The sequence below is a fragment of the Clostridioides sp. ES-S-0006-03 genome (assembly GCF_020662275.1).
Taxonomy (GTDB): Bacteria; Bacillota; Clostridia; order Peptostreptococcales; family Peptostreptococcaceae; genus Clostridioides.
Genome location: NZ_JADGMM010000002.1, coordinates 237,587 through 264,568 on the forward strand (window position 1 = coordinate 237,587; position 26,982 = coordinate 264,568).

19 protein-coding genes and 1 pseudogene are annotated in these 26,982 nt (G+C 32.9%); 19 read left to right on the plus strand and 1 reads right to left on the minus strand.

Translation table 11 applies throughout. The features are described 5' to 3' along the window. Positions 1-6 precede the first annotated feature (6 nt). The 12 genes and pseudogenes from IR151_RS03285 to mobT all read left to right on the plus strand — a co-directional run bounded on the left by IR151_RS03285 (position 7) and on the right by mobT (position 16,733). On the plus strand, positions 7-1,275 hold the full coding sequence (locus tag IR151_RS03285) for a hypothetical protein (protein WP_227433058.1): 1,269 nt from the start codon (positions 7-9) through the stop codon (positions 1,273-1,275). A gap of 317 nt (positions 1,276-1,592) precedes the next feature. Further along, positions 1,593-2,774 carry a metal-dependent hydrolase family protein gene (locus IR151_RS03290; RefSeq protein ID WP_227433059.1) on the plus strand — a complete coding sequence of 394 codons (1,182 nt, stop codon included), beginning with the start codon at positions 1,593-1,595 and terminating at the stop codon, positions 2,772-2,774. 285 nt (positions 2,775-3,059) lie between these two features. Further along, positions 3,060-3,854 carry an ABC transporter ATP-binding protein gene (locus IR151_RS03295; RefSeq protein ID WP_227433060.1) on the plus strand — a complete coding sequence of 265 codons (795 nt, stop codon included), beginning with the start codon at positions 3,060-3,062 and terminating at the stop codon, positions 3,852-3,854. Continuing rightward, the gene (locus IR151_RS03300) at positions 3,855-5,927 is read left to right on the plus strand and encodes an ABC transporter permease subunit/CPBP intramembrane protease (RefSeq protein ID WP_227433061.1); all 2,073 of its coding nucleotides are present in this window, start codon (positions 3,855-3,857) and stop codon (positions 5,925-5,927) included. Positions 5,928-6,618: 691 nt separating this feature from the next. Next, positions 6,619-8,163 (plus strand): bifunctional diguanylate cyclase/phosphodiesterase, encoded by a 1,545-nt coding sequence (locus IR151_RS03305; RefSeq protein ID WP_227433063.1) that lies wholly within the window; start codon positions 6,619-6,621, stop codon positions 8,161-8,163. A gap of 369 nt (positions 8,164-8,532) precedes the next feature. Then, a pseudogene (locus tag IR151_RS03310) lies at positions 8,533-11,985 on the plus strand (VaFE repeat-containing surface-anchored protein). After that, on the plus strand, positions 11,976-12,302 hold the full coding sequence (locus tag IR151_RS03315; protein WP_227433065.1) for a YdcP family protein: 327 nt from the start codon (positions 11,976-11,978) through the stop codon (positions 12,300-12,302). The pseudogene IR151_RS03310 and the gene IR151_RS03315 overlap by 10 nt, the downstream one beginning before the upstream one ends. 16 nt (positions 12,303-12,318) lie before the next feature. Beyond that, positions 12,319-12,705 carry a YdcP family protein gene (locus IR151_RS03320; RefSeq protein ID WP_227433066.1) on the plus strand — a complete coding sequence of 129 codons (387 nt, stop codon included), beginning with the start codon at positions 12,319-12,321 and terminating at the stop codon, positions 12,703-12,705. Between the two features lie 173 nt (positions 12,706-12,878). Next, entirely contained in the window at positions 12,879-13,394 is a 516-nt protein-coding gene (locus IR151_RS03325) for a helix-turn-helix domain-containing protein (RefSeq protein WP_227433067.1), read from the plus strand. A gap of 73 nt (positions 13,395-13,467) precedes the next feature. After that, positions 13,468-14,859, plus strand: coding sequence for an FtsK/SpoIIIE domain-containing protein (locus IR151_RS03330; protein WP_227433069.1), 1,392 nt, complete (start codon positions 13,468-13,470; stop codon positions 14,857-14,859). Continuing rightward, complete coding sequence (locus IR151_RS03335) at positions 14,856-15,266, plus strand: hypothetical protein (RefSeq protein ID WP_227433071.1); 411 nt, start codon at positions 14,856-14,858, stop codon at positions 15,264-15,266. Before IR151_RS03330 ends, IR151_RS03335 begins: the two co-directional genes overlap by 4 nt. Positions 15,267-15,500: 234 nt before the next feature. Then, on the plus strand, positions 15,501-16,733 hold the full coding sequence (gene mobT / locus IR151_RS03340) for a MobT family relaxase (protein ID WP_255619266.1): 1,233 nt from the start codon (positions 15,501-15,503) through the stop codon (positions 16,731-16,733). 77 nt (positions 16,734-16,810) lie between these two features. On the opposite strand, the gene IR151_RS03345 is transcribed toward mobT, so the two are convergent. Next, entirely contained in the window at positions 16,811-18,088 is a 1,278-nt protein-coding gene (locus IR151_RS03345; protein ID WP_227433072.1) for an IS110 family transposase, read from the minus strand. Positions 18,089-18,581: 493 nt separating this feature from the next. On the opposite strand from IR151_RS03345, the gene IR151_RS03350 reads away from it, so the two are divergent. The 7 genes from IR151_RS03350 (at position 18,582) to IR151_RS03380 (ending at position 26,829) form a co-directional block, all read left to right on the plus strand. Next, positions 18,582-18,950 carry a GntR family transcriptional regulator gene (locus IR151_RS03350; protein ID WP_227433073.1) on the plus strand — a complete coding sequence of 123 codons (369 nt, stop codon included), beginning with the start codon at positions 18,582-18,584 and terminating at the stop codon, positions 18,948-18,950. Between the two features lies 1 nt (position 18,951). After that, positions 18,952-19,677: an ABC transporter ATP-binding protein gene (locus tag IR151_RS03355; RefSeq protein WP_227433074.1), complete on the plus strand. Its 726-nt coding sequence runs from the start codon at positions 18,952-18,954 to the stop codon at positions 19,675-19,677. After that, on the plus strand, positions 19,671-20,435 hold the full coding sequence (locus IR151_RS03360; RefSeq protein WP_227433076.1) for an ABC transporter permease: 765 nt from the start codon (positions 19,671-19,673) through the stop codon (positions 20,433-20,435). Before IR151_RS03355 ends, IR151_RS03360 begins: the two co-directional genes overlap by 7 nt. Before the next feature lie 254 nt (positions 20,436-20,689). Beyond that, positions 20,690-21,940, plus strand: a complete 1,251-nt coding sequence (locus IR151_RS03365; RefSeq protein WP_227433078.1) for an MFS transporter — start codon at positions 20,690-20,692, stop codon at positions 21,938-21,940. Positions 21,941-22,124: 184 nt separating this feature from the next. Beyond that, positions 22,125-23,009, plus strand: a complete 885-nt coding sequence (locus IR151_RS03370) for a mechanosensitive ion channel family protein (protein WP_227433080.1) — start codon at positions 22,125-22,127, stop codon at positions 23,007-23,009. A gap of 563 nt (positions 23,010-23,572) precedes the next feature. Then, the gene (locus tag IR151_RS03375; RefSeq protein WP_227433082.1) at positions 23,573-24,190 is read left to right on the plus strand and encodes a PepSY domain-containing protein; all 618 of its coding nucleotides are present in this window, start codon (positions 23,573-23,575) and stop codon (positions 24,188-24,190) included. A 107-nt stretch (positions 24,191-24,297) separates the two neighbouring features. Continuing rightward, positions 24,298-26,829: an FAD-dependent oxidoreductase gene (locus IR151_RS03380; RefSeq protein WP_227433083.1), complete on the plus strand. Its 2,532-nt coding sequence runs from the start codon at positions 24,298-24,300 to the stop codon at positions 26,827-26,829. Positions 26,830-26,982: the final 153 nt, after the last annotated feature.

The window sequence follows — 26,982 nt, forward strand, 5'->3', positions numbered from 1 at the left end:
GTATATATGAAAGAAAAGAAATTAGGAAAATATACAATATGTTTTATAACAGTATGTTTATCAATGATTATTATGACTTTGATATTGAGTTGTCTTAGTAAAAATAAATTATCTATAAGAACTTTAAATGGTAATCTAAAGGATATAGGAAGAGTTAGTTTAGTATATACACCGAATATAAGTAGATATACTTATGAAGAAGTAACCATAAGTAAAAATGGGACAAGAAATGATATAAATCCTAAAACTAAAATTGGAAATGATTATTTGCATATTGATAAGAAATACAGCGATTTTATTGATGATAAAGGAATCGAATTTATATATAAAGATGATTTGAATATAGGGGTAGCATATACTTCTACTAAGTCTAATTCAGTACAGGAAAGAAACAATTTAAATGATTATATAAAAGTTTCAAATAAAAACTTGAAAAGTGGCTTAGAAGAAAATTTTGATATTGATTTAAAAAAATCTGATTTTAAAGAAAATAGTTGGCAAACTATTTTTAACAAAATATATAGAGGAAATTTATATATGGTGATTAGTGAAACAAATGTTTCAGGTGTTACAGTCAATAATATTTGTATATTAAAGGTAGATATGAAAAATAAATCCTATAAATTATTAAATAGATTTAATTTAGACTCACAAAGTAAATACCAACAAAATATTAATGAGATTAAATTTTCTATTGGAAGTAAACTTTATTTAGAGAGGTTAAACAACAAAGAGATAAATGGTGACATTGAAGGGCATGATAATTATTCAGATTTCATTGTGTATGATATAGAAGAGAATTCTTTCGATAAAAGTAACAAGTTTATGGATAATTTAAATAAAGAAAAAAATGCTGACCAAGGGGAAATGGGCTTATTGAGTAAAACAAAGTTAGACTATATCGTTAAAGATAACAAACTAAATATTATAGTTACAGATAAGAGTCGTTTTATAATTAATCTTGTTTATAGTGTTGATTCTAATGAAATTAAACTAGAAGATTATGAAAAGCTTAATTTAAAAGTAGATTATGATGAAGCACTATCTGGTGTTAGGAAAGTTAAGTTATTAGACGATAAAATATACTCTATTTCAAGTGTAAAGGAAACTATTTCAGGAGAGAAAAAAGGAAGTGGAGTTACTTCTGATATAGTTGGAACCAAGCCAATAAAATTTCAAGTATTTGATATGAATCTTAAAAAAACAGTATATGAAGCTGAATTGATAAATGGAGATGTAAGTTTACAAGATAAGTTATTCTTTGTAGCAAATTAAATAATAGTATTAATCAAATAACTTTAAATTTAGATATTTTTTCATGTAAAATATAAAAATGAATAGATAAAAATAAAACAAGATAATTATATACATTTTGATTATCTTGTCTTATTTTAGCATTGATATAAAAGCAATTTGATTAATATCTTTTACATATTATAAATATTCTAATATTATAATATATTCTAGTTTAATCTGATATTTAATTCACTTAAATTTGAAATGATAGTAATATAGTGGTAGAATTAATTATTAGAATATTAAAAATAATAAATAAATAATACATTATACTTGAAGAGGGGGATAATTTAAAAATGAGTAAAAAGTATATAAAAGCAGGAAATTTAATTGATGGAACAGGAAATAGTATTATGGAGAATAAAGGTATAATTATTGATGGAGATACTATACTTGAAATTGAAGATATAAGAGAAGATTTAAGTGGATATGAGGTGTATGATTACCTAGATAAAACTGTTATGCCAGGAATTATGAATTGTCATGTGCATTTGACAATGGAACCAGTAGGAAATCCAAAAGTTTATTATGAGAATGTATCTGATGTAGAGCTTGTAGTAAATACAATAAAACAACTTGATGCATATTTAGATTCAGGAGTAACATATATTAGAAGTCTAGGTTGTCCGAAATATGTGGATGTACAACTTAAAAATCTTATAGACAAAGGATCTATAGATGGTCCTGGTATAGTTACTTCAGGTCCAGTTATATGTATGACAGGAGGACATGGATACTATTTTGGTATTGAAAGTGATGGAGTAGATGAATGTAGAAAATCAGCTAGAACAGTTTTAAAAAATGGAGTAGATTGTGTAAAGATAATGGCTACTGGAGGTGTAACAACTGATGGTGTTGAGCCAGGTTCACCACAGTTGACTTTAGAGGAAATGAAGGCTGCTGTAGATGAAGCTATAAAAGCAGGTAAAATAACTGCTACACATGCACAAGGAAGAACTGGTATAAAAAATGCAGTTCTTGCAGGTATTACTTCTATAGAGCATGGTGTTTATTTAGATGATGAAATAATTGATTTGATGCTTGAAAAAGGAACATATCTAGTTCCAACAGTTGCTGCACCATATTTTATTTTAAATGCAGGAAAAGAAAGTGGAATAACTGAGGCTACTCTTAGAAAGTGCGAAATTGTTGCTATTCCTCATAAGGAATCATTCTTAAAAGCGTATAAAAAAGGAATTAAAATTGCAGTTGGTTCTGACGCAGGAACTTCTTATAATGAACATGGAAAGACGTATTATGAAATGAAATTAATGTCAGATTATGGTATGGATAACATGGATGTAATAGTAGCAGCTACAAAAACTGCATCCGAACTTTTAAGAATTGATAAAAATTATGGAACTCTAGAAACAGGAAAGAAAGCAGATGTGATAGTGGTAAATGGAAATCCTATAGATAATATAGATGTAATGTCAGATGTTTTATCAGTATTTAAACTTGGCAAAAAAGTTAGATAATAAAATAAAAAAGAAATTAGAAAAAAGTGTCTGAAAGAATGTTTAAAAGATTAGAGACACTTTTTTTTATTGATAATATTTATTAATACTTTAAAAATTCATATGTTATTTTATATCCATTAGTTAATATATATATTATAAAAGAATAAAAAGTAATAATTTGTCATGTAAATATATGTGTTTTTATAAATAATATATTTTAAAATAAAAAACAGTATATAAAAAAGGTTTATATGTTATATTTATATAAATATATCTATAAATAAGAAAGGAGCAAGTTGGTAAATGATAGAGGTAGATAAATTATGTAAATCTTTTACAAGGGTTGTAAAAGATGATAAAAGTAAAAGTTCGATAAAAAAATTAAAGAAGATTAAAACTAAAAAAGAAGACTTTCTTGCTGTAAATAATGTTTCTTTTAGTGTTGAAGAAGGTGAGATAGTTGGAATATTAGGACCCAATGGTGCTGGAAAAACAACATTACTTAGAATGTTAGGAGGAATATTAACACCAACATCAGGAAATATAAGTGTTTCTGGATATGATTATTCAATAGATAGAAATTCAGCAAAAAAAGAAATAGGATATCTATCTGGAAATACAAAGCTGTATGGGAGACTTTCTCCTAGAGAACTTTTAACAACTTTTGGAAGTTTATATGAAATGACAAAAGAAGAAATAGAAGAATCAATTAAAAATGTTGTAAAAGTAATGGATATGAATGAGTTTATAGACAACAGAATTGAAAATCTATCAACTGGTCAGACACAGCGAACATCTATAGCTCGTTGCTTAATACATTCCCCAAAAGTATATATTTTTGATGAGCCGACATTAGGTCTTGATGTTTTGAGTAGTGCATCTATAATAGACTTTATGAAAAATGAAAAGTTAATAGGAAAAACTGTACTTTATTCAACTCATTATATGGAAGAAGCAGAAATTTTATGTGATAAGATTTTAATGATTCATAATGGAAAAATAATTGCATCAGGGACTCCAGAAAGTTTAAAAGAAGAATCAGGAGTAAATAACTTGAGAGATGTGTTTATAAATCTTGCTAGAATGGAGGAGGTTTAGATGAGAAGTAAAATTGTAAAATACATATTCAAAAAAGAAATGTTAGACATACTAAGAGACAAAAAGACTTTATTTATGATGATTGTTATACCACTTCTTTTATATCCTTTGCTTATGTTGTTGATGATTCAGGTAATGAATATGTCCGCAAATAGTATGAATAGTAAAGATATTAATATAGCTTTTGATAGTACACCCAATAAAGTGCTTGTATCAATGATTGAAAAGGAGAATAATTTAGAGGAAGACACTGGGAACAATAAAGATACTACAAATGATAAAGGCAAGATAAAAATATTAAGTGTTGATAATTATAAGAAGTCTTTAGAAGAAAATAAAATTGATGCCTACATAAAAATAGAAGAAAAGCAATCAGCTACAAGTTATAAAATATATATGAATTCATCTCAGGAAAATTCTTCTAACTCTGTAAAAAGAATTGAAACTGTTTTAGATAAATACAAGAGACTTACTGTAGAAAATACTTTAGCTGAAAAAGGATTAGATGTACAGAGTACATTGGAACCTATAACATACAATACTATAGATATTGCAAAAACAGAAGAAGTAGCAGGTTACTTTTTAGGTCAGATATTACCATTTATATTAATAATAGGAGTTTTGCTTGGTTCAATATATCCAGCAATAGATGTTATGGCTGGAGAAAAGGAAAGAGGTACACTAGAAACTTTATTTACACTCCCAATATCGAATTTAGAATTAGTAATGGGAAAATATATGGCGGTTTCCCTTAGTGCAATAGTAACAGCAATTTTAAATATTTTATCTATAGGATTAACGATGGCATTTATTTTAGTTAGTGGTGGTCTTAGTAGCCAGTTTGGTTTTGGAAATTTTAATTATGGAGATTTAGTTTTACCAGTTATTACTACTTTAATATGTGTATGTCTGTTTTCAATGGTAGTTGCAGCAATAAGTATGTGTGTATGTTCACTAGCAAAAAGTTTTAAAGATGCTCAAAACTATATAACTCCTCTTATGTTGGTTATTATGATACCATCTTATGTTTCTATGATACCCAATATAGTATTGGATAGAGTAACAGCTGTAATACCTGTGGTAAACATATCATTACTTATAAAAAGTGTATTGTCTTTTAAAAGTGATTTAAATCTGATAGCACTAGTTTTAACATCAAATATAGCTTTTGTAATATTGGCAATTATACTTCTGTCTAAAATGTTTAATTCTGAAGAAATACTTTTTGGAAATAGTAAGAGTTTTTCTTTTTTGGAGAAAAGATGCAATATAAAAAAAGGGTCTATACCAACTGTGAGTGATGGTATTATTTTGTATGCAGTAGGATTAGTTCTTTTAATTTATGTTGGTTCTTTGGTTCAAATTAAATTTGGAACAGCAGGTATTGTAATGACGCAAGTTATGATAATTGCTTTACCACTAATATTTGCATATTATATCAAAGCTGATTTTAGAGAAGTATTTAGTATAAAGATTCCAACATTAAAACATCTCTTAGGAGGCGTTGTTCTTTGGGTTGGAGGATACATAATTATTATGATTATAACTCAGTTAATTTTATTTTTATTTCCTCAAAATATGGAAGTGGCTGAGAGTTTAAATAAATCTTTTTTTATGAAGGATAAATTTTTATTGAATTTATTGATAATAGGATTATTGCCAGCTATATGTGAAGAAATATTTTTTAGAGGTTTTATATTTTCTGCATTTAGTAAATCCAAAAATGGAGTTAAGTCTGTAAAGTTAGCAATAATATGTAGTGGAGTATTGTTTGGTATTATGCATATGGATTTTATAAGAATAATTCCAACATCAATATTAGGAATCATATTTGCATACAGTGTATATAAGTCTGGCTCTATATTTGTATCAATGTTATTACATTTCTTAAATAATAGTGTAGCGGTTATAGTAAGCCATTATGCAACAGGAAATATAGCTAACTTATATAAGTTTATTGAGGTTGATTTTTCAAATTTAAATATATTTAAATTTGCTTTAGTTCTTGTAATAAGCTTTATATTAGTTATATTAGGAATGAGACTTTTATACAGAAAAGATTTAAAAAATTAAATATAAATTTCTTAAATATATTGAGATAATAAATAACACTAAAATATATAAGTATTGCTTTATTTATATATACTTTAGTGTTATTTTATTTATTTATTCATTATATAAACTCTTTATAAATTCATTTATATAATATTTTAATTATATAAATGAATTTATAAAGAGTTTATATCTAAAAAATGACTTTAAAAAATTAGGTAAAAATGGCATATTAAAAAATTTATATTAAATATTATTCAATTTAGTTAATTATAAAAATTAAGTGTTGATTTGTCGAAATGAATAGAAGAAGAAAAACATAATGAAATTTTAAAGGTGAATGTATTGGAAATACTGTGTTTTAATAAAAAGTAGTCATTTCTTGTAAAATGGATAGTTTATATTTATTTTAAAATTTGTAAAATTTTGCTATACTATATATATAGAATATGTTATATTAGTTGTCTTTCCTATTGATTTATACATTTCATATCGGTATAATAGAAAATAAATTGGATTATTTTGGCATATAATTATTGATGAAAAGCCTATATCTTTCTATGAATTTTCTGAAAAATTTTATTTTTATATTATAATTATATTAATTTTTAATAAAAACTATCCATTTTACAAGAAATGGAAACTTTTGGAATGTGTTTGTTTGCTAGTGATTTATAATCAAATAGAGGTGCTTTAATGGGAGGAAATTTTTATGAGGAAATTACAAAAAAAATTAATGGTTTTTTTATTTATTTGTATAATTTTACAAGTTAAATATACAACACCAGTCTATTCTTTACATAAGCTTTATAAAAATAACTCCATAAATAACCTTGAATTCAGATTATTTAATAAACAATTTATTAGCTACTATGCATTGCAGATAATATTTATTATGACGATAATATGTCTAGTACTTATTTTTTATATAATATATGATAAATTAAGTTTAAGAGTTAAATTGCAAAAGATAGTATATACAGATGGTCTTACAGGAGCAAGTACTATGGATAAATTTGTAATTGATGCTAAAAAAATATTAAGCAAAAACACTCAAGAGAAATATGCGTTATTATATATAGATATTGATAAATTTAAGTATATAAATGATTTGTTTGGATATGAAGTGGGAAATAAAATTTTATGTAGTTTAACAAATATTATTAAACATAATATATTTGAAGAAGAAATATTTGCAAGGATATCTGCTGATAATTTCACAATAATCATGAAATATAGAGAAGAAGAAGATATAATAAATAGATTAGAATCTATATTTAAAGAATTGGATTTATTTAATAATAATCAGGAAGAAAAATATAAATTAGTTTTAAGTTGTGGAATATACTTTATACTTCCAGAAGATAAAGATATCAACCCAATAATAGATAGAGCTAATATACCTCATAAAATGGCAAAGGGAGGACATAAAAGTTCATATGCATTTTATGACAACAAGATTCATGATCAAGAAATAAAAGAAAAAGAGATGGAAAATACAATGTTCTCAAGCTTAGAAAATAAAGAGTTCATAGTATACTTGCAACCTAAAATAGAACTAAATACAGGAGAAATACAAGGTTCGGAAGCACTTGTACGATGGAAAAGTCGTGATAAGGGATTAATTCCTCCAAATGAGTTTATACCATTTTTTGAGAAAAATGGTTTTATAATAAATTTAGATTTATATGTACTAGAAGAAGTTTGTATACAACTTAGAAAATGGATTGACACAGGTATAAACCCATTAACTATTTCAGTTAATGTATCAAGAATACATTTATATTGTAATAATTTTATAGAAACCTATAAAAATATAATTGACAAGTACAATATACCTGCAAAATATATAGAACTTGAATTAACTGAGAGTATTATATTTGATAATTTTGATATTTTAATTGATATAATGAATAGTTTAAAAGAGATAGGTTTTTTAATATCTATGGATGATTTTGGTTCAGGGTATTCATCATTAAATATGTTAAAAGAAATTCCTATGGATATTTTAAAACTTGACCAAAAATTTATCATGGAAACATATAATAGTAAGAGAAGTAAAATAATTGTTACTAAAGTTGTAGAGATGGCAAAGGAATTGGGGATGAAAGTAATATCTGAAGGTGTAGAGACAGAAGCACAGTTTAAACTATTGAAGGAAGTCAAATGTGATATGGCACAAGGATATCTATTTGGAAAACCAATGCCAATTGAAGAATTTGAAAAATTGATTGCATACACTTCAGCAAAAGAATAATCAGTTTACTTTATAAAAAATGAATAAGTTATATTAAAAATGAACTCTAAGCTAGTGTTCATTTTTTTATGTGGATTTTTATATAAAAAACAAACTAAAAAACTGATTATCCGCTAAAACACTGTATCTATCAGCACTTTCAAGGGATAAAAACAATCAATTTACTACTAATTTACTACGATTGAATGAGCCTTGATACGTTAAATATCCCAGATATGCAAAGATAAGGTATAGCACATCAGTATTGAAACAATAAAAATTGAATATCTCATAGACTATAGAACGCCAGAAAAAGACGTTCCTTTTCTATTTCCAGCCGTTCAGAAATGGACGGCTATTTTATTACCCAAACGAAAGGAGAAATGAAAAATGAAAGGATTTATCAAGCGACTATGCACAGGCTTTCTTGCCCTTGCGACTATCGCTACTTCACTTCCGACTGCCGTTCATGCTTCTGAAAAGCAATACTGGACAGAAAGTACAGAGCGTGTTGGTATTGTTGAAAAAGTAATGAATGACGGTTCGATTGGCTCTACCTTTAATGAGGGGCATTTGACCGTTGAGGGCGAGGACGCTTACTGTATCGACATCAATACAGATTTTCAAAATGGCTATAAGACCAGAGTTGACGCAAGTACCCGTATGAGTGCCGACCAGATAAGCGACATTGCCTTATCTATCGAGTATGTGAAACAGTACACGGATAGCCACAGAGGAATAAGTAAAAATTATGCTTATCTTTTAAGACAGCTTGTTGTCTGGCAGAGATTGAGCGTCCACTTGGGCTGGAAGTGCGACAACGTGCGAGCTTCCTATGATGAAATCCCGAAAGCGACACAGGACGAAGTGTTCAAGGGTGCAAAAGCCTTTGTCAAGGAAAACAAGGGACGCTATGACTGTGGCGGATATATCTACTCTGGCAAGGGACAGGAGCTTGGACAGTTCTGGGCGAAACTTGCCGTTGGTAACGCCACATTGAAAAAGGCTTCCGATAATTCGTCTATCACGGACGGCAACGGGATTTACTCAATCGCTGGTGCTACCTACGGCGTATATGCCGACAAGGAATGTAAAAATCAGCTTGCAACCTTGACTACTGATGAAAACGGAAATACTGAAACCGTGGAAGTAAGAGCTGGAACGCTGTATGTCAAAGAGTTGTCTGCTCCTGCTGGATATAAGGTGGATAAGAACGTCTATTCCTTAAAGGTGGAAGCTGGCAAGACAGCGACCTTGAACGTATCTAATACGCCAAAGGCAACAGACACTCTGATTGAATTGTTTAAAATCGACATGGAAACACAGAAGCACAATGCACAGGGCGACGCTTCCCTAGAGGGTGCGGAGTTCACATGGAAGTATTATGACGGCTTCTATACAAAGGACAATCTTCCTGCCGAAGCTACCCGTACATGGGTTACAAAGACAATCGCTGAAACAGACAGCGAGGGGGCAGTCCACTACATTACCCGTTTAGCTGACAAATATAAGGTATCTGGCGACAGCTTCTATACACAGGCTGGAAAGAACGTGCTTCCTCTAGGTACGCTGACCGTGGAAGAAACGAAAGCACCAGACGGATATTTGCTGGACGGTGCATATATGCAGACTGACGGTAGCGAGGAACAGATTAAGGGATTGTATGTTACACAGATTGTCGAGGACGGCGACCTTGCTATCCTTTCTGGAAGCAACCAGTACAAGGTATCTGACAAGGTTATCCGTGGCGGTGTGAAAATCCAGAAAAGAGATTTGGAAACTGGCGACACCAGCGGACAAGGAAGTGCGACCTTGAAAGACGCTGAATTTTCTATCACTTCTCTTAATGACAGTCCTGTACTGGTAGAGGGAAAGCTCTACAAAAAAAATGAAGTGGTAAAGAAAATCCGTACCGACATTGACGGTATCGCTTCTACTTCCGCTGACCTCTTGCCTTACGGAAATTTCCGTATCGTTGAGAGTGAAGCACCAGACGGTTACTTGACAGACGGTGCGAAGCCGATTGATTTCTCTATCACGAAAAATGGAAAAATCGTTGACCTTACGGGAAAAGATACCTCAATCTACAATCAAGTGAAACGTGGGGATATTGAGGGCGTGAAGATTGGAGCTGGCACACACCAGCGTCTTGCTGATGTTCCGTTCAGGATCACAAGCAAGACGACGGGAGAAAGCCATGTTATCGTAACCGACAATAACGGGAAGTTCTCCACTTCCTCTGAATGGGCTTCCCACAAGCACAATACCAATGCAGGACAGACCAGCGAGGACGGTATCTGGTTTGGAACGAGCGAGCCAGACGACAGCAAAGGTGCATTGCTGTATGATATCTACATCATTGAGGAATTACGCTGTGAAAGCAATAAGGGCTTCCAGCTCATTCCACCTTTTGAAATCATCGTATCAAGAAACAACCTTGTGATTGATTTAGGTACATTGACCGACGATTACGAGGAAGAAATCTCTATCCATACCACAGCAACCAGCAAGGACGGCGAGAAGTCTGTCGTAGCTGGAAAAGAGGTAACAATCATTGACACCGTAAAGCTGGACGGTTTGAAGAAAGGCACAAAGTATCAGCTAAAAGGCTGGCAGATGATAAAAGATGAAAATGCCGAACTTATCATCAATGGAAAGCGTGTGGAGAACAGCTATACCTTTACGGCTGATGATAAAGACATGAAGATTGAAATGGAATATACATTTAATGCTTCTGCACTTGGTGGTAAAGACCTTGTAACCTTTGAGGAACTCTACGACCTTACCGACAAGGACGAGCCTGTAAAGGTAGCGGAACACAAGGACATTGAGGACGACGGGCAGACCGTTTCCATTAAGGAGCGTATCATCAATATCCATACCAAAGCCACAGACCCAGAGGGCGAAAAGTCTATCGTTGCTGGAAACAAGGTAACAGTCATTGATACCGTGGAGCTGGACAACTTGGAAATCGGCACATAGTATCAGCTTACAGGTTGGCAGATGTTAAAAGAGGAAAATGCCGAGCTTCTTATCGACGGAAAACGTGTAGAGAACAGCTATACCTTTACTGCCGACAATGAGGACATGGAGATTGAAATGGAATACACATTCAATGCTTCTGCTCTTGGCGGTAAGAACCTAGTAACCTTTGAAGAACTCTATGACATGACCGATAAGGACAATCCGAAAAAGGTTGCCGAACATAAGGACATCAGCGACGAGGGACAGACCGTTCTTATTACAGAGTGTGTCATCAAAATCCATACCACAGCTACGGACAAGGACGGCAAGAAAGAGATTGAGCCAGACAAGGAAGTAACAATCATTGATACCGTAACGCTGGACGGATTGGAAGTCGGCGTGAAATATCAGCTTGTGGGCTGGCAGATGATTAAGGACGAAAACGCCGAGCTTATCATCAATGGAAAGCGTGTAGAGAATGACTACACCTTTACAGCAGACAGCGAACACATGGAAGTGCAGATTGCCTTTACCTTTGACGCTTCCGAGCTGGCAGGAAAAGAGCTGGTAACGTATGAGGAATTATACGATTTGAGCAATCCAGACGAACCGAAAAAGGTAACGGAACATAAGGATATTGACGACAAGGGACAAACCGTAACCGTCAATGAAAAGCCAGAAGTTCCAGAAGAACCTACGCCAGAAACACCGCAGACACCGAGCGACAGCCCGAAAACTGGCGACAGAACAAATGTGGGATTGTTCATGGGCTTATTTGCCCTATCTGGTGCTGGACTTGCTGGTATAAATCAAACCGCCAGAATAAAGAAACTATCAGTCAAATTAAGAAAGAAACGAGGTAAAAATATATGGAATTAAAATATGTCGTGCCGAACATGGAAAAAACATTCGGCAATCTGGAATTTGCAGGAGAACACAAAGTAGAACAACAGCGAGTGAACAACCGCTTAAATGTTTTGACAAGAAGCTATAACCTGTACTCTGATGTGCAAAGGGCTGATGATATTATCGTGGTGCTTCCTGCTAAAGCTGGGGAGAAAAACTTTGAACCAGAACAGAAAGTAAAACTTATCAATCCACGCATTACCACAAGTGGATATAACATTGACGGACGAGGATTTACAGACTATATCCTGCTGGCTGATGATATGTTGCCAGCAGAGGAAAAAAGATAAGGGGGGCAAATAGATTATGAGATTAGCAAACGGTATTGTAGTAGACAAGGAAAAGACATTCGGAATGTTGAAATTTTCCGCTTTAAGACGTGAGGTGCATTTACAGAATGAGGACGGCTCTGTATCGCCAGAAATCAAGGAAAGGACTTATGATTTGAAAAGCCGTACACAGGGACGCATGATACAGGTGTCCGTCCCTGCTAGTGTTCCGTTAAAGGAATTTGACTACAACGCAGAGGTAGAGCTTGTCAATCCTGTTGTAGATATGGTAGCAAATGCCAACTATCGAGGTGCAGACGTGGACTGGTATATCAAGGCTGATGATATTATCTTGAAGAATAAAGGAAACCAGCCAGCAGGAAATCCGCAGAACCATAGCCCACAGGGACAGCAGAAGAAATAATCTTGTGACATAGATTTTCATTGTAGCCGTTATATTGTATTGATATAATATGGGTATGAAGTAAGTGATAGAAAAGAATTTGGTGCAATAATAACAGATGTTAATCTGCGTTGCTTGTGGCAACGGCTGTTTTGATATTTAATAGTTGTATCAAAACAAAGGAGGCATAGGTTATGTTAAACGAAAATATTAGAAATCTACGAAAGGCAAAAGGACTTTCACAAGAAGAATTGGCTATTAAGCTAAATGTAGTAAGGCAAACAGTATCTAAATGGGAAAAAGGGTTATCTGTTCCCGACTCAAGTATGCTTGTTTCGTTGGCAGAAGAACTTGATACATCTGTAAGTACCTTGCTAGGAGAAACCGTACAAGAAGAATGTTTAGACGAGGGAGATTTAAAGAATATTTCTGAAAAACTTGAAGTTATCAATCTTCAATTTGCTAAAAGAAACGAAAGAAAAATGAAAACTATTCGTTACTCACTTGTTTTAGTGTGTGTAATTATTGCGGTAGTATTTATTGCTCTTGCAATTATGAATAGTGAATATTTGACTTGGGATTTTAATAACCCAGAATTAGCGATTGTAGGCACTCTACTACATGGTTTCGAGTTTTTGTTTGTGAGATTAGCACCTTTTGTTTTTATCTGTTCTGTAATCGGTATTATACTCACATATAGAAAACGATAATTTCATATCTCTACACACAAAGCAGTTAGTCTTAGGATTGACTGCTTTTTCTATAACCCAGAAAGGAGTTTTTATGTCATTACTTAAATACAAGGGAAAGCGTATCAGAGCTTCTGACAGATACCTTGTGTATCGTTTCTGTGCTGGTACGCTCCTGTCCCTGTTCATAGCTGTATTACTGCTACTGAACATGGGACAGCTCATGCGTACCGACTGGAAACATTTTAGCTTGTTAGATAATGGGCTGACGCTTTCCCCATACAATTTCATAACGATTTTGATAGCGACTGGTGTTTGTGCATTGGTCGCTTTTCTGTTCTACCGCTACTGCTATGACAGCTTCAAAAGGCTGTTGCACCGTCAAAAGCTGGCTCGAATGATACTGGAAAACAGGTGGTATGAAGCAGATACCGTACAGAACAGCGGTTTTTTCACTGACCTGTCCTCTGGCAGATCAAGGGAAAAAATCGTCTGGTTTCCCAAAATGTACTATCAAATGGAAAAGGGACTGCTTCATATCCGCTGTGAAATTACTCTGGGGAAATATCAAGACCAGCTACTACGGCTAGAGGACAAACTGGAAAGCGGACTGTACTGTGAGCTGACCGACAAGACGCTCCATGACGGCTATATCGAGTACACCCTTTTGTATGACATGATAGCAAACCGCATTTCCATTGACGAGGTAAAGGCAGAACATGGAAGCCTGCGACTGATGAAAAATCTTGTCTGGGAATATGACAAGCTCCCTCATGCCCTTATCGCTGGTGGAACTGGTGGCGGTAAGACCTATTTCCTGCTGACTGTCATTGAAGCCCTGTTGCAGACCAACGCTCAGCTTTATATATTAGACCCGAAAAACGCTGACCTTGCGGACTTGGGAACAGTCCTGCCGAACGTCTACCATACAAAGGAAGATATGATAGCCTGTGTCAATGCTTTTTATGACGGCATGGTACGGCGAAGCGAGGAAATGAAACAGCACAAAAATTATAGGACAGGCGAAAACTACGCCTATTTAGGACTTCCACCCTGCTTCCTTGTCTTTGATGAATATGTGGCGTTCTTTGAAATGCTGGGAACAAAGGAAAGCATGAGCCTGTTAAGCCAGCTAAAGAAAATCATCATGCTGGGACGACAGGCAGGATATTTCCTTATCGTTGCCTGCCAGCGTCCAGACGCAAAGTATTTCAGCGACGGGATAAGGGACAACTTCAACTTCCGTGTGGGCTTGGGGCGTATAAGTGAGCTTGGATATGGTATGCTGTTCGGCTCGGACGTGAAGAAACAGTTTTTCCAGAAGCCTATCAAGGGACGTGGGTACTGTGATGTGGGAACGAGCGTCATTAGTGAATTTTATACGCCTTTAGTCCCGAAAGGACATGATTTTTTACAGACAATCGGCACGCTTGCCCTCAAACGAGGGGACGTGCCACAACAAGGAAAGGAGAACATAGAAGAATGAAAATAACTTACAGCTTGATAAGTGTACTGCACAATGATTTTGGAGAAAAGACAGTCTGCATAGGATTGAATTATCGTCAATTCCTGTCTGACTTGAATTTTACCGCTGATACTGGCTTTGATAAATGTGATGAATACCCAGCAGAAGTCTTTCACGAGACATTATCAAATTTCATGGAACAGTTTGGAGAGGATAAGCTGGAACTTCCTTTGCTGTTTTCTCTGGAACTCGACGAGGAAATGTCCATGCTTGGACTTCCGTTTCGTTATACGTTCCTTATGACAGACAGGGAGCATTTCAAGCAGTTATGCCGTCTGTATGAAGTGGATAAGGAAACCGAGGAAAAGTGCCTTTGTGATGATACCGACTGTATCGTGATTTATACGGGAATGAGCTTGCAGGAATAGCACCGAAACGGCAGGACGGGACGGCGACGTGCGAAGCGAAAGTCGTCGGCTCGGACGAGCCGTTGCTGGTGTGGCGTAAGCCACGCCAGCGATAAAGCCCCTCGGTATCTAACAGAGGGGCACAAATCAACAGGAAACAGTCAACAAAATAACGAAAAAGGTACAGGGTACAAGGGTTCTCGATACTTTTCGCTGAAAGTGATAACAGCTTAAAATTATCACACTTTTAAAAGATTGGGGGTATTTCTACTGAATGAAGCACAATGGATAACTGATTTTATAGAAAAACGCAACGCATACGGCGTATCGCAGAAACGGTTGGCTCTTATGGCTGGTATCAGCCGAGAACATCTGAACCGTATCGAAGCAGGAAAGGTCAATCTGACAAACGACATGAAGCTGAAACTTCTGGAAGCTCTGGAAAAATTCAATCCAGAAGCTCCCATGTTCCTGTTGTTCGACTATGTGCGTATCCGTTTTCCTACGCTTGATATACGGCACATCATCAAGGACGTGCTGAAACTGAACATCAATTATATGCTCCATGAGGATTTTGGATTTTACAGTTATACGGAGCATTACTTCTTAGGCGATATATTCGTCTTTACTTCCGCTGATGAGGAAAAAGGTGTCCTGCTGGAACTGAAAGGAAAAGGCTGTCGCCAGTTTGAAAGCTATCTGGTGGCACAGGAACGGAGCTGGTATGACTTCCTTATGGACGCATTGGTTGAGGGCGGTGTGATGAAACGACTTGACCTTGCGATAAATGACAGGGCTGGCATACTGGATATTCCAGAACTGACAGACAAGTGCAACCGTGAGGAATGTGTTTCCGTGTTCCGTTCCTTTAAGTCCTATGCTTCTGGCGAGCTGATTAAGAAACTGGAACAGGACAAGGCAGGCATGGGACATACGCTGTATATCGGCTCACTAAAAAGCGAGGTGTACTTCTGCTGTTATGAAAAGAACTACGAACAGTACGCAAAGCTGGGTATTCCCGTTTCGGAAGCACCTATAAAAAACCGCTTTGAAATCCGCTTAAAAAATGAGCGAGCTTATTATGCCGTAAGGGACTTGTTGACACACTATGACGCAGAAAGGACAGCATTTTCCATTATCAACCGCTATATTCGTTTTGTGGATATGGAAGAAGATAAACGGCGTGAGGATTGGAAGCTCAATGACCGCTGGGCGTGGTTTATCGGAAAAGGCAGAGAGCCTTTGAAGCTGACGACACAGCCAGAACCCTATACCCTTTCAAGGACGCTAAACTGGATAGCAAGACAGGTAGCACCTACCTTGAAAATGCTGAAAAAGATAGACGCAGGAAACAACACAGATTATCTGAAGAACATTGAACAGCACGCAAAGCTGACAGAAAAGCACGAACAGATAATCAAGCAACAGACGGCTTCTGTTATGGAGCTAATCGAAAAGCAATTTGGTGATATGTCAAGAAGAAAATGAAACAGATTTTCTGAGAAAAGGGTAACCTTAATAGACCTACGGCCGATTAGGAACGTAAGTTCGGTATGCGATATGGATTACCTACTCTTTTCCACAGAGTAGAGTTGACTTTTGTCCAGCAGTCCAAAAAGCATACGTATCAATTTACGGGAAGTCAACGCGAGTGCTCGTTTATGCTGATGGGTTCTCACCTCAGCGTATTTCTTGTCATAAAAGGCTTTATATTCCGGACAGTGCGCAATAACACTTCCGGCGGCTTCAACGATGTAGTAGCGCAGGTAGCGGTTACCGGCTTTGTTTAGCGGAGTGTCTTCTGCTTCAAAGGTGCCGGACTGGTTTTCTTTCCACACAATACCGGCATACTTGGCAAGGGCATCATTGTTCTTAAAGCATTTGATGGTGCCTATTTCAGCAAGAATACCGCTGGCATAGACTTTACCGATTCCGGGAACGGAATTGAGGATCTGATACTCAGTAGGGTTCAGCCCTTTTACCGTACGAAGGATCGCGTCATCGATGGCCTTGAGCTCTTTTTCAAAAGCATTGATGCAGTTAAAAGAGCATCCAATAGAAACGGTAAGCGGTTCGTACAGGCACTTATCAAGCCGGTAAGAATCCTGTGCAGCCTTTTGAAGCAGGTAAGTGGTCTGTTCCGGATCAGCGATGCGGCCCCGGCTTTTGGAAGTAATGAACGCAACCAGTTCATCCACAGAGGCATTTACAATGGCTTCCGTGGAAAAGTAATCTGTCAGGATTGCTTCTGCGGTGGCGCCGTATTTATTAGAGAAAGGATGCTCACCTTTGCCAAGCATGGCAAACTCACTGAATTTCAGGAAGATGTTGTTGAGCATATAGCTTTTTTCCCGGGCAATGCATTCCGTGATATGGAGCCGATGCCGGGTCAGTCTCTGAAGAGCCAGGTACTGTGCGCCACGCCAGGGCTGTATATGGATCCTGCCTACCCTTGCAAAGTCAGCAATGACGAAGGAGTCAATCCCATCGTTTTTGTCCAGGGAATTAAAGGATTCCTTATATTTGGCAACCTCCTTCGGATTCAGGCAGTAAACTTTCGTGGAGAAAGGAGCCAGCTTTTCACAGGTGGAAAGAAAGTTGGCAATGTGGACGCCATAGAACCCGGTGGATTCCAAACCGATGATGACGAAACGGAACTCGTGATGCTGATCTAAAACATCCGCGATCATTTGTTCCATCTGTTCAGCGCCATACTGGACATTAGGGACAGGAACCATCTTAATGAGGAATTCCTGTTCAAAGTTTAGAGCCGAGATTACGTTCGTGCGGGATCCAATATCGATCCCGACAAAAAGCGTTGACAGGTAATCGATTTTCTTCATGTGTAATCACCACCTTTCTGATAAGGGATGGGAATCTGAACCAAAGCTTATCCCGATCGGATGTACCGGCTGAAACCTCGCGTTATCAGCATTCGTCCAGTAGAAATACCCTGCTGGTGGCTAGAACTGGGGATGCAGCATTTGTGTAAGCAGTCATGGTACACCGTCTGGGCTGCAAGCTTTCTAAGCAATAGCGGATGCTTTGCAGGAGTGAAACAGCAGTGACCTTAGCTGAGATTCCACTGGGAATCATTATAGCATCGGGGAGCTCTGATATAAAGTAACAAGTAAACTGTATAGATGGGAAAAGGATGAACCAACACTCCTGGAGGAGAACCCTCCTGACATGACATCATAGAATTATCCTTAAATGAAAAAGCTTGTAGATATTCATAATTTTATTTAAAAATAGTTGACATATGAGCTGTATTATTATATTATTGTATTAGGTTATTAATACAATAATATAATAACACAATGAGGAGGCATGAATATGGAATGGGAACTTGATAATAACAAACCTATATATATACAATTAGTAGAACATCTAAAGTTAAAAATAGTTTCAGGGGAAATAAAAATAGGTTCTAAATTAGAAACAGTAAGAGCACTTGCTGAGGATGCTGAAGTTAATCCAAATACGATGCAAAAAGCTTTAACAGAACTGGAAAGACAAGGATTGGTTTATAGCCAAAGAACAAAAGGAAGATTTGTAACAGATGATAAGGAAAAAATAAAAGCTATGAAAGAGGAAATAGCCAATGTTGAAATAAATACATTAAAAGAGACTTTAGTAAAACTTGGATATGACGAAGATGAAATGTTAAAACTTATAACAGAAAATTTGAAAGGAGAATTATAAAATGGATAAAAATATAAATGATGTTTCTCAAAATGACATAGTTGAATTTAAAGGTGTAAATAAAAGCTATGGAACTAAAAAGGTTTTAAAGAATGTTGAGTTGAATATACCAAAAGGAAAAATAGTTGGCTTGTTAGGTCCTAATGGAAGTGGTAAAAGTACAATGATTAAATTGATGAATGGATTATTACAACCTGATGATGGTGAAATTATGATAAATGGAATGAAGCCATCTATAGAAACAAAGAAAATAGTATCATACCTACCAGAAAGAACTTATTTAAACGACTGGATGAAAGTATCAGATTTACTTAAATTTTTCTATGATTTTTATAGTGATTTTGATGTTAGAAGGGCAAATGAAATGATTAAGAGTTTAGATATTGATGTAGATGAAAAATTAAAAACAATGTCTAAAGGAACTAAAGAAAAAGTACAACTTATTCTGGTTATGTCAAGAAAAGCAAATATATATATTTTAGATGAGCCTATTGGAGGTGTTGACCCAGCTGCAAGGTCATATATACTTAAGACTATACTAAAAAACTATTATGAGGATAGTACTTTGCTGATTGCAACTCATTTAATAAGTGAGATAGAAAATATATGTGATGAAGTAATATTCATATCTAAAGGTGAGATAGTACTACAAGGAGATGTTGAATCAATAAGAGAGGAAAAAGGTAAATCTATAGATGCATTATTTAGGGAGGAATTCAAATGTTAGGAAAACTATTAAAATATGAGTTAAAGGCAAGTGGAAGAACGTTTATACCATTATATATAGCTATAATAGTAGTGGCTATATTAAATGGAATATTTATGAAGATTGATATATTCCAAATACAAGGAATAGGAATACTTGTACTTACAAGTCTTTTTATGGCACTGGGTGTTTTAACTATTGTAGTTACAATTCAAAGATTTAGAAAAAATCTTTTGGGAGATGAAGGCTATTTAATGTTTACTCTTCCTGTTAGTACTAGTTCACTTATATTATCCAAATGTATAACAGCACTTATATATGCGGTACTTAGTTTTATAGTTGCAGTAGGTACATTTGCAGTACTAATGTTTTTTAGTGCTTCTGGAATTGCATTTGCTGAGATTTTAGATTTTTTTAATAATGTTTTCAGATTGGGGTTTGAAAATTTTTTAGATATGTTCTTGCTATTATTAACAATGCTTATTTCATATACTTCATTTATTTTATTGCTATATACAGCAATTTCAATGGGGCAATTACCAAAGTTTAATAAACATAGAAATGTATCTGCATTTGTTTCTTTTATAATTATAAATATGATAATATCAACTGTTGGTAGTACAATTGAAAGATTTTTACCAGGAGAAAATACTAACATGATTTATCATTTATATCAAAGTTCTCATTTTATGTTTGCTATACTTGGTAGTATTATAATTTTAGTAATATTATTTATTGCTACAAAATATATACTAGATAGAAATTTAAATTTAGAATAGATATTTTTATAAAGAGCCATCTTTTAGAGTTACTTTAAAAGATGGCTCTTGTTTACTTTAAGAATTAATTAAGTATTATATAAACAGGAATAAATTCTTATATATGGTTAAATGTGTATGTGTATTGTATAATAGAAATGCATATTAAAAATTTTGATAAATAATTACAAAATTCTTATAAACAAATACTGTAAATAGAAAGTCTACAAACAGAGTAATAAAAGTTAAAATTACATAGATTTGAGGGAGAAAATATGAAAAGTTATACAAAGACTAAATGGAGTGTTTGGGGCATAATTACATTTTCATTTATTTTAGTCTTATTTTTAAGGATGTCAACTGCTGTTGTCTCAGATAATTTAGCAAAAGAGTTAGGGTTTAATTCTATACAAATATCAAATATAGCATCATTTTGCCTTTACTCATATGCACTTATGCAAATACCAGCAGGTATATTAATTGATAAATATGGAGCAAGAAAGATTAGTAGTATTGGAATAATAACGGCTAGTATAGGTTCGATACTATTTGGATTAATACAAAATATAGAATTAGCATATCTTTCTCGTATAGTTGTAGGAGCAGGAACATCAGTAATATTACTCTGTATCTTAAAAATTCAAGGTAGATGGTTTGATAAATCGGAGTTTGCTTCTGCAACAGCTAAGTTCTCATTTGTTGGAAATGTGGGAGGAGTTCTTGCTACTTTTCCGCTAGTATTTTTGTCCGAATTTATTGGTTGGAGAAATTCATTTTTATTAATAGGTATAATAGATATTTTAATTGGATGTTGTATGTATATTATTGTTAGAGATACACCAAGAGAATATGGATTTAATGTAAATGTTGATATTTATGAAGAATCAGAAAAAATTAGTATTATTGAAGGGATTAAGTCCGTTATAATTAATAAGTCAACATGGTATAATTCAATAATAATGTTTTCTTTTGTAGGTTTAACAAGTGCATTTACAAGTCTTTGGGGAGTAAGATACATAATGGATGTTTATGGAGTTAGTAAGAGTTTTTCTGCGTTTATAGTATCATTTTTTACATATGGATTTATATTTGGTTCAATAATCATGGATTTTGTGTTTGCAAAAATAAAGTCTAGCAAGTTTAACATAATAAAATATGGTGCAATGATAGACTTATTTATATGGATAATAATTGTAATTGTTTTTAAAGTAAAACCACCAATAATGTTTTTATCAGTAGCATTTTTTATAATGGGGTGTATAGTCATGTCACATCTACAAGTATTTAATGATGCTAAATATAAAAATAAAGAGATTTATTCTGGATTGGCAACTAGTGTTATTAATACCTTTGAATTTATAGGAAGTGGTATTATTAATTTAATCATAGCTATATCTTTACAAATAAATTTCTATAATACAGTTGATGGATATAAAAGAGGATTTATTGTATTTATAGTATTAAGTATTATAACTATAATAGCATCTCATATTGGTGTAAAAAATGATGATTTTAAAACTCAATAGCATTTTCATAGTGGCTTAGCATAAAGTTCTACAAATAATAGAAGGTTTGGATTTAGAAAAAAGAGCTAACTGGAATATAAATCTTGTTTACTATGATTAAATGATATTGTATCATATTAAATAGAAAAATAAGAACTTTAAACTATAATATTGGTTCTAAAATATAAAGTAAGGAGTTTTTTCTATGGATACAACAAAAATAGATGATATAAGTAAGTTAGATTTAAATAATCTAGATATTAATAAAATGGACATGGGTGGTTTGATGGAAAGCCTTTTGGAATGGGCAACTACAAGTGGAGTAAAACTTATAATAGGTTTACTCATACTTTCAATTGGATTTAAAATAATAAAAAAAATTGTAAACCATGTCATGACAGTTCTTGGCAAAAGAGATGTCGATTTAACTTTAAGAAGGTTTTTGAAATCTCTTCTTTTAAGTGTACTTAAAGTTGCTGTTATAATAGTTGTTCTTGAATACTGGGGGATGAGTTTATCTAGTTTTGCTGCTGTAATAGCTTCAGCAGGGGTAGCGATAGGTTTAGCGCTGCAAGGTAGTTTATCAAATTTTGCTGGAGGATTTATTATACTTTTGATTAGACCTTTTAAAGTAGGAGATTACATAGAAGCAGCAGGTCATGGAGGAACAGTTGAGCAAATAGGACTTTTTTATACTCAATTAGCTACTCCAGATAATAAGCAGATACTTATACCAAATGGCTCTGTATCAAATGATAGTCTGATAAATTATTCTGCAAAAAATACTAGAAGGGTTGATTTAGTTTTTAGTGTAGGATATGAAGATGATATATTACATGTTAGAAGAGTCTTAAAAGAAATTGTAAATAGACATAAATTAATAATAAATGAACCAGAACCATTTATAGGAGTAGTAGAACATGGAGATAATGCCATTAAATTTGCAATTAGGGCTTGGTGTAAGACAGAAGACTATTGGACAATTTACCTTGATTTATTAGAAGATGTTAAAATTAGATTTGATGAAGAAGGAATTACAATACCTTATCCTAAAATGGATTTAACAGTTAGGGAACTAAATAAAATTTAAGTTTTTAATTATATAAAGGGGATGCTATTTAAAGCATCTCTTTTAGTTGTTTTTATTTTATGTAGATTTTTTATTTTCATATTTAATTAATGATAATTTTTACTATTTTATAGATTTAAATTTTAAAATTCTGGTATAATAAATTATATTATATAGATTTTAAAAATATTTCATCTTTGAGCGATACACGTATAGTTAAATATTATTTTACGATAGACAGAAAATCATCTTATCTCAGTATTTTAAAATAATAAGAAGTTGTATAACTTTGGATATTTGTGTATCATCCAATTTCATCTCAGTTTATCTCAACATTTCTATTTTTAAGAATAATTATGATTTATAAACAGGTATTATATTAGAAATTTAAAAATTTGTACTCATATCTTATTATTTAGGTTAATTTTCATATAAGTAATATTAAAATAGATTTTTAGCTTTTGATTATAAAGCTTTGAAAATAATTAAAATAAAGTAAGGAAAATATGCAATATAAAAGGGTAAATGAAGGGTTTAAAGGGCATAATATAGAATAAATTAATTATTATTTAAGGAGGATTTTTATGTGTAAAAAATTATATTTATTAGTAGCAAGTATACTTATTGCAGGTTTATTAACTGCATGTAGTGGAAATTCAAATTCAGGACAAGCACCTCAAAATAGCAATACAAAAAAAGAAGCAAATGCTTCAAATAGTGATTTAAAAGATGGCAAAATTGATGAAAGTTTAATGGAACAAGACTTCAAAGTACCTTATACAGATGCAATAAATATGTTTAAAGACAAATATAAGGATGCTGATATAGTAGATTTAAGTCTTGAAAGCGATTTAAATAAATATGTTTATACTGTTGAAGGTGTAGATGATAATAATGAGTATAAGATGAAAATAGATGCTAATACAAAGGATGTATTGCAAGATAAAACTGAAAAATTGGATTCAGAAGATTTAAATGGTAAAGCTAGAAAAGAAAAATTAGATTTAAATGATATAATAACACCTCAAAAAGCTATGGAAATTGCATTGAAAGAACAAGATGGAATAGTAAAAGAATGGAGTTTAGATAAAGATTTAGATGTTACTTTTTATAAAATAAGAATAGATAAAGATAAAAATGAATATGACATAAAGGTAGATTCTAAAAAAGGAACTATACTGGAGGTAGAAAAAGAAGATTAAGAGTTTCAAGTTGCTTTTAAAATAAATTCTTTTTTGAATAAAATTTGTTTAAAATATAACAAATAGGGTATAAAAAGGTTAAATAACTATTTTAGGAGGAGTACGGTATGTCATTAAAATCATTGAAAATAAAAGAAAATTTATATTGGGTAGGTTCACTTGACCCTGATTTAAGAGTATTTGACATAATTATGTATACACCTTATGGAACAACTTATAATTCATATGTCTTAAAAGGCACAGAAAAAACAGTTTTATTTGAAACAGTTAAAGATAAACATTTTGAGAAATATATTGAAAGATTAAATGATTTAAATATAGACTTTGAAAAAATTGACTATATTGTGGTAAGTCATACTGAACCAGACCATGCAGGAAGCGTTGAAAAGCTATTAGATTTAGCAAAAAATGCAAAAGTAGTAGCTTCAGAAACTGCTATTAAGTATCTAAAGGAAATCGTAAACAAAGACTTTGAATATATTGCAGTTGCAGATGGAGATGTGCTATCAATAGGCGATAAGACTTTAGAATTCTTCTCTGTACCTATGCTTCATTGGCCAGATACTATATACACATATATAAAAGAAGATAAAACTCTTGTAACATGTGATTCATTTGGAAGTCATTATAGTAATGACAAGATAGTAAACACTCTTAATGAAGATGAAGAAAAGGATTACTTAGATGCCTTAAGATATTATTATGATTGTATAATGGGGCCATTTAAACCATCTATGGTAACTGCTATAGAAAAGATAAAAGATTTAGATATAGACACAGTGTGCCCAGGTCATGGACCAGTATTGACTGAAAATCCTAGAAAAATTATAGACCTTTATTATAAATGGAGTGTAAATGAACAAGTAAAATTAGAAAAAGAAGTTACAATTTGTTATGTTTCTGCACATGGATATACAAAAATCATGGCAGAGGCTATAAAATCATATATTGAAAAAAATAGCAATTATAAAGTAAATTTATTTGATGTAATAGAGCATAAGCAAGAAGAAATTCTAGATAAAATAGCAGTATCGCAAGGTGTATTATTTGGAACACCAACAATATTAGGGGATGCATTAAAACCTATATGGGATATATTAGTATCTTTAAATCCAGTTCTTCATGGTGGAAAAGTTGCATCAGTATTTGGTTCATATGGATGGAGTGGAGAAGGTATAGAAAATGCTATGGAGAGAATCAATCAGCTTAGAATGACAACAGTGAAACCATTTGCTGTTAATTTTAAACCATCAGGGGAAGAAGTTGACAAATTATATGCTTATACAGGAAAATTCTTAGATAAGTTAAACTCTACTTTTGGAAGTAAAAAGAAGACTAAAAAGTTTAAATGTGTAATTTGTAATGAAGTATTTGAAGGAGATAGTGCTCCTAGTATATGCCCTGTATGTGGAGCCAAAGAGGACCAATTTATAGAAGTTGAAGAAGATGAGGTTACTTTTAGAAAAGATACTGACGAATATTTTGTTATAGTAGGAAATGGTGCAGCTGGCTTCTATGCAGCAGATGCTATAAGAAAAAGAAATAAGACTTGTAAGATAACTATGATTTCTAATGAGGAAGAGTTAACTTACTATAGACCTGCACTTTCTGATGGTATAAATGAAGAACTTAATTCTGATTTCTATATGGAAGATAAAGCTTGGTATGACGAAAACAACATAGTAGTAATATTAGGAACAAATGTAGATAAATTAGATGAAGCAAATAAAACTATTGTAGTAAATGATGGAGCTATTAAATTTGATAAGCTTGTAATAGCCACAGGAAGTAGAAATTTCATACCACCAATTAAAGGTCATGATTTAGAAAATGTATTTACACTTAGAAATATAAAAGACTTATATAATGTAAAAGAAGCATTAGAAAAGTCTAAGAAAGTTGTAGTAATTGGTGGAGGACTATTAGGTCTTGAAGCAGCATGGGAATTTAAATTAAAAGGCTTAGAAGTAGTAGTGGTTGAAGCAATGGATGGTATATTATCAAAACAACTTGATAAAGAAGGCAGTAAAATACTAGAGCAATGTGTAAGAGATACAGGCATAGATGTAAGATTAGGTGTGGCAGTTGATGGTATTGATGGCAATGGAAGGGCTCAAAAAGTTGTATTTAAAGATGGCAATAGTGTTGACTGTGATATGGTAGTCTTTTCAATTGGAGTGAGAGCAAATACTCAGATGGTTCAAGATACATCTGTAAAAATTGATAGAGGTATTGTTGTAGATAATACATTACAGACAAATGTTAAAGATATATACGCTTGTGGAGATGTTGCACAAGTAGGAAACACTAGTCTAGCAATATGGCCATCTTCAGTAGAAATGGGAAAAATAGCAGGAGCAAATGCAAGTGGAGATAGTTTGAAATTTGAAAGTGATGTATATCCAGTTTCATTAGATGCTATGAATGTTAAAGTATTTAGTATTGGTAATATACAAGATTTTGATAAAGAAATTTCATCAAAAGATGAAGGTAAAAGAGTATATAAAAAATTATTTATGAAAGATGGTTCATTAGTAGGAGCTATACTTATAAATGATTTAAGTTGCACTGTTAAATTGATAAGATTAATATCTGAAAAAGGGGATTTTGAAGATGTTATGAAGTCAGATATACTATAGTTTAAATATATCTAGATAAAAAGAAAAAGTCTTGAAATATGATAGATTCATATTTTAAGACTTTTTTGTTATAATATATAATAAAATAAAGATACCTTAACTGTAAATTTACATAAATTATTTACTTTTGAATATTAGATTCCTTTTTGAAAT

What these genes read in the sequence shown, in the direction of transcription:
- IR151_RS03375 (WP_227433082.1), top strand. Translation starts at nt 23,573, where the DNA reads ATGTGTAAAAAATTATATTTATTAGTAGCAAGTATACTTATTGCAGGT.
- IR151_RS03305 (WP_227433063.1), top strand. Translation starts at nt 6,619, where the DNA reads ATGAGGAAATTACAAAAAAAATTAATGGTTTTTTTATTTATTTGTATA.
- IR151_RS03285 (WP_227433058.1), top strand. Translation starts at nt 7, where the DNA reads ATGAAAGAAAAGAAATTAGGAAAATATACAATATGTTTTATAACAGTA.
- IR151_RS03330 (WP_227433069.1), top strand. Translation starts at nt 13,468, where the DNA reads ATGTCATTACTTAAATACAAGGGAAAGCGTATCAGAGCTTCTGACAGA.
- IR151_RS03350 (WP_227433073.1), top strand. Translation starts at nt 18,582, where the DNA reads ATGGAATGGGAACTTGATAATAACAAACCTATATATATACAATTAGTA.
- IR151_RS03300 (WP_227433061.1), top strand. Translation starts at nt 3,855, where the DNA reads ATGAGAAGTAAAATTGTAAAATACATATTCAAAAAAGAAATGTTAGAC.
- IR151_RS03345 (WP_227433072.1), bottom strand. Translation starts at nt 18,088, where the DNA reads ATGAAGAAAATCGATTACCTGTCAACGCTTTTTGTCGGGATCGATATT.
- IR151_RS03355 (WP_227433074.1), top strand. Translation starts at nt 18,952, where the DNA reads ATGGATAAAAATATAAATGATGTTTCTCAAAATGACATAGTTGAATTT.
- IR151_RS03360 (WP_227433076.1), top strand. Translation starts at nt 19,671, where the DNA reads ATGTTAGGAAAACTATTAAAATATGAGTTAAAGGCAAGTGGAAGAACG.
- IR151_RS03290 (WP_227433059.1), top strand. Translation starts at nt 1,593, where the DNA reads ATGAGTAAAAAGTATATAAAAGCAGGAAATTTAATTGATGGAACAGGA.
- IR151_RS03380 (WP_227433083.1), top strand. Translation starts at nt 24,298, where the DNA reads ATGTCATTAAAATCATTGAAAATAAAAGAAAATTTATATTGGGTAGGT.
- IR151_RS03295 (WP_227433060.1), top strand. Translation starts at nt 3,060, where the DNA reads ATGATAGAGGTAGATAAATTATGTAAATCTTTTACAAGGGTTGTAAAA.
- IR151_RS03325 (WP_227433067.1), top strand. Translation starts at nt 12,879, where the DNA reads ATGTTAAACGAAAATATTAGAAATCTACGAAAGGCAAAAGGACTTTCA.
- IR151_RS03335 (WP_227433071.1), top strand. Translation starts at nt 14,856, where the DNA reads ATGAAAATAACTTACAGCTTGATAAGTGTACTGCACAATGATTTTGGA.
- IR151_RS03315 (WP_227433065.1), top strand. Translation starts at nt 11,976, where the DNA reads ATGGAATTAAAATATGTCGTGCCGAACATGGAAAAAACATTCGGCAAT.
- IR151_RS03320 (WP_227433066.1), top strand. Translation starts at nt 12,319, where the DNA reads ATGAGATTAGCAAACGGTATTGTAGTAGACAAGGAAAAGACATTCGGA.
- IR151_RS03370 (WP_227433080.1), top strand. Translation starts at nt 22,125, where the DNA reads ATGGATACAACAAAAATAGATGATATAAGTAAGTTAGATTTAAATAAT.
- IR151_RS03365 (WP_227433078.1), top strand. Translation starts at nt 20,690, where the DNA reads ATGAAAAGTTATACAAAGACTAAATGGAGTGTTTGGGGCATAATTACA.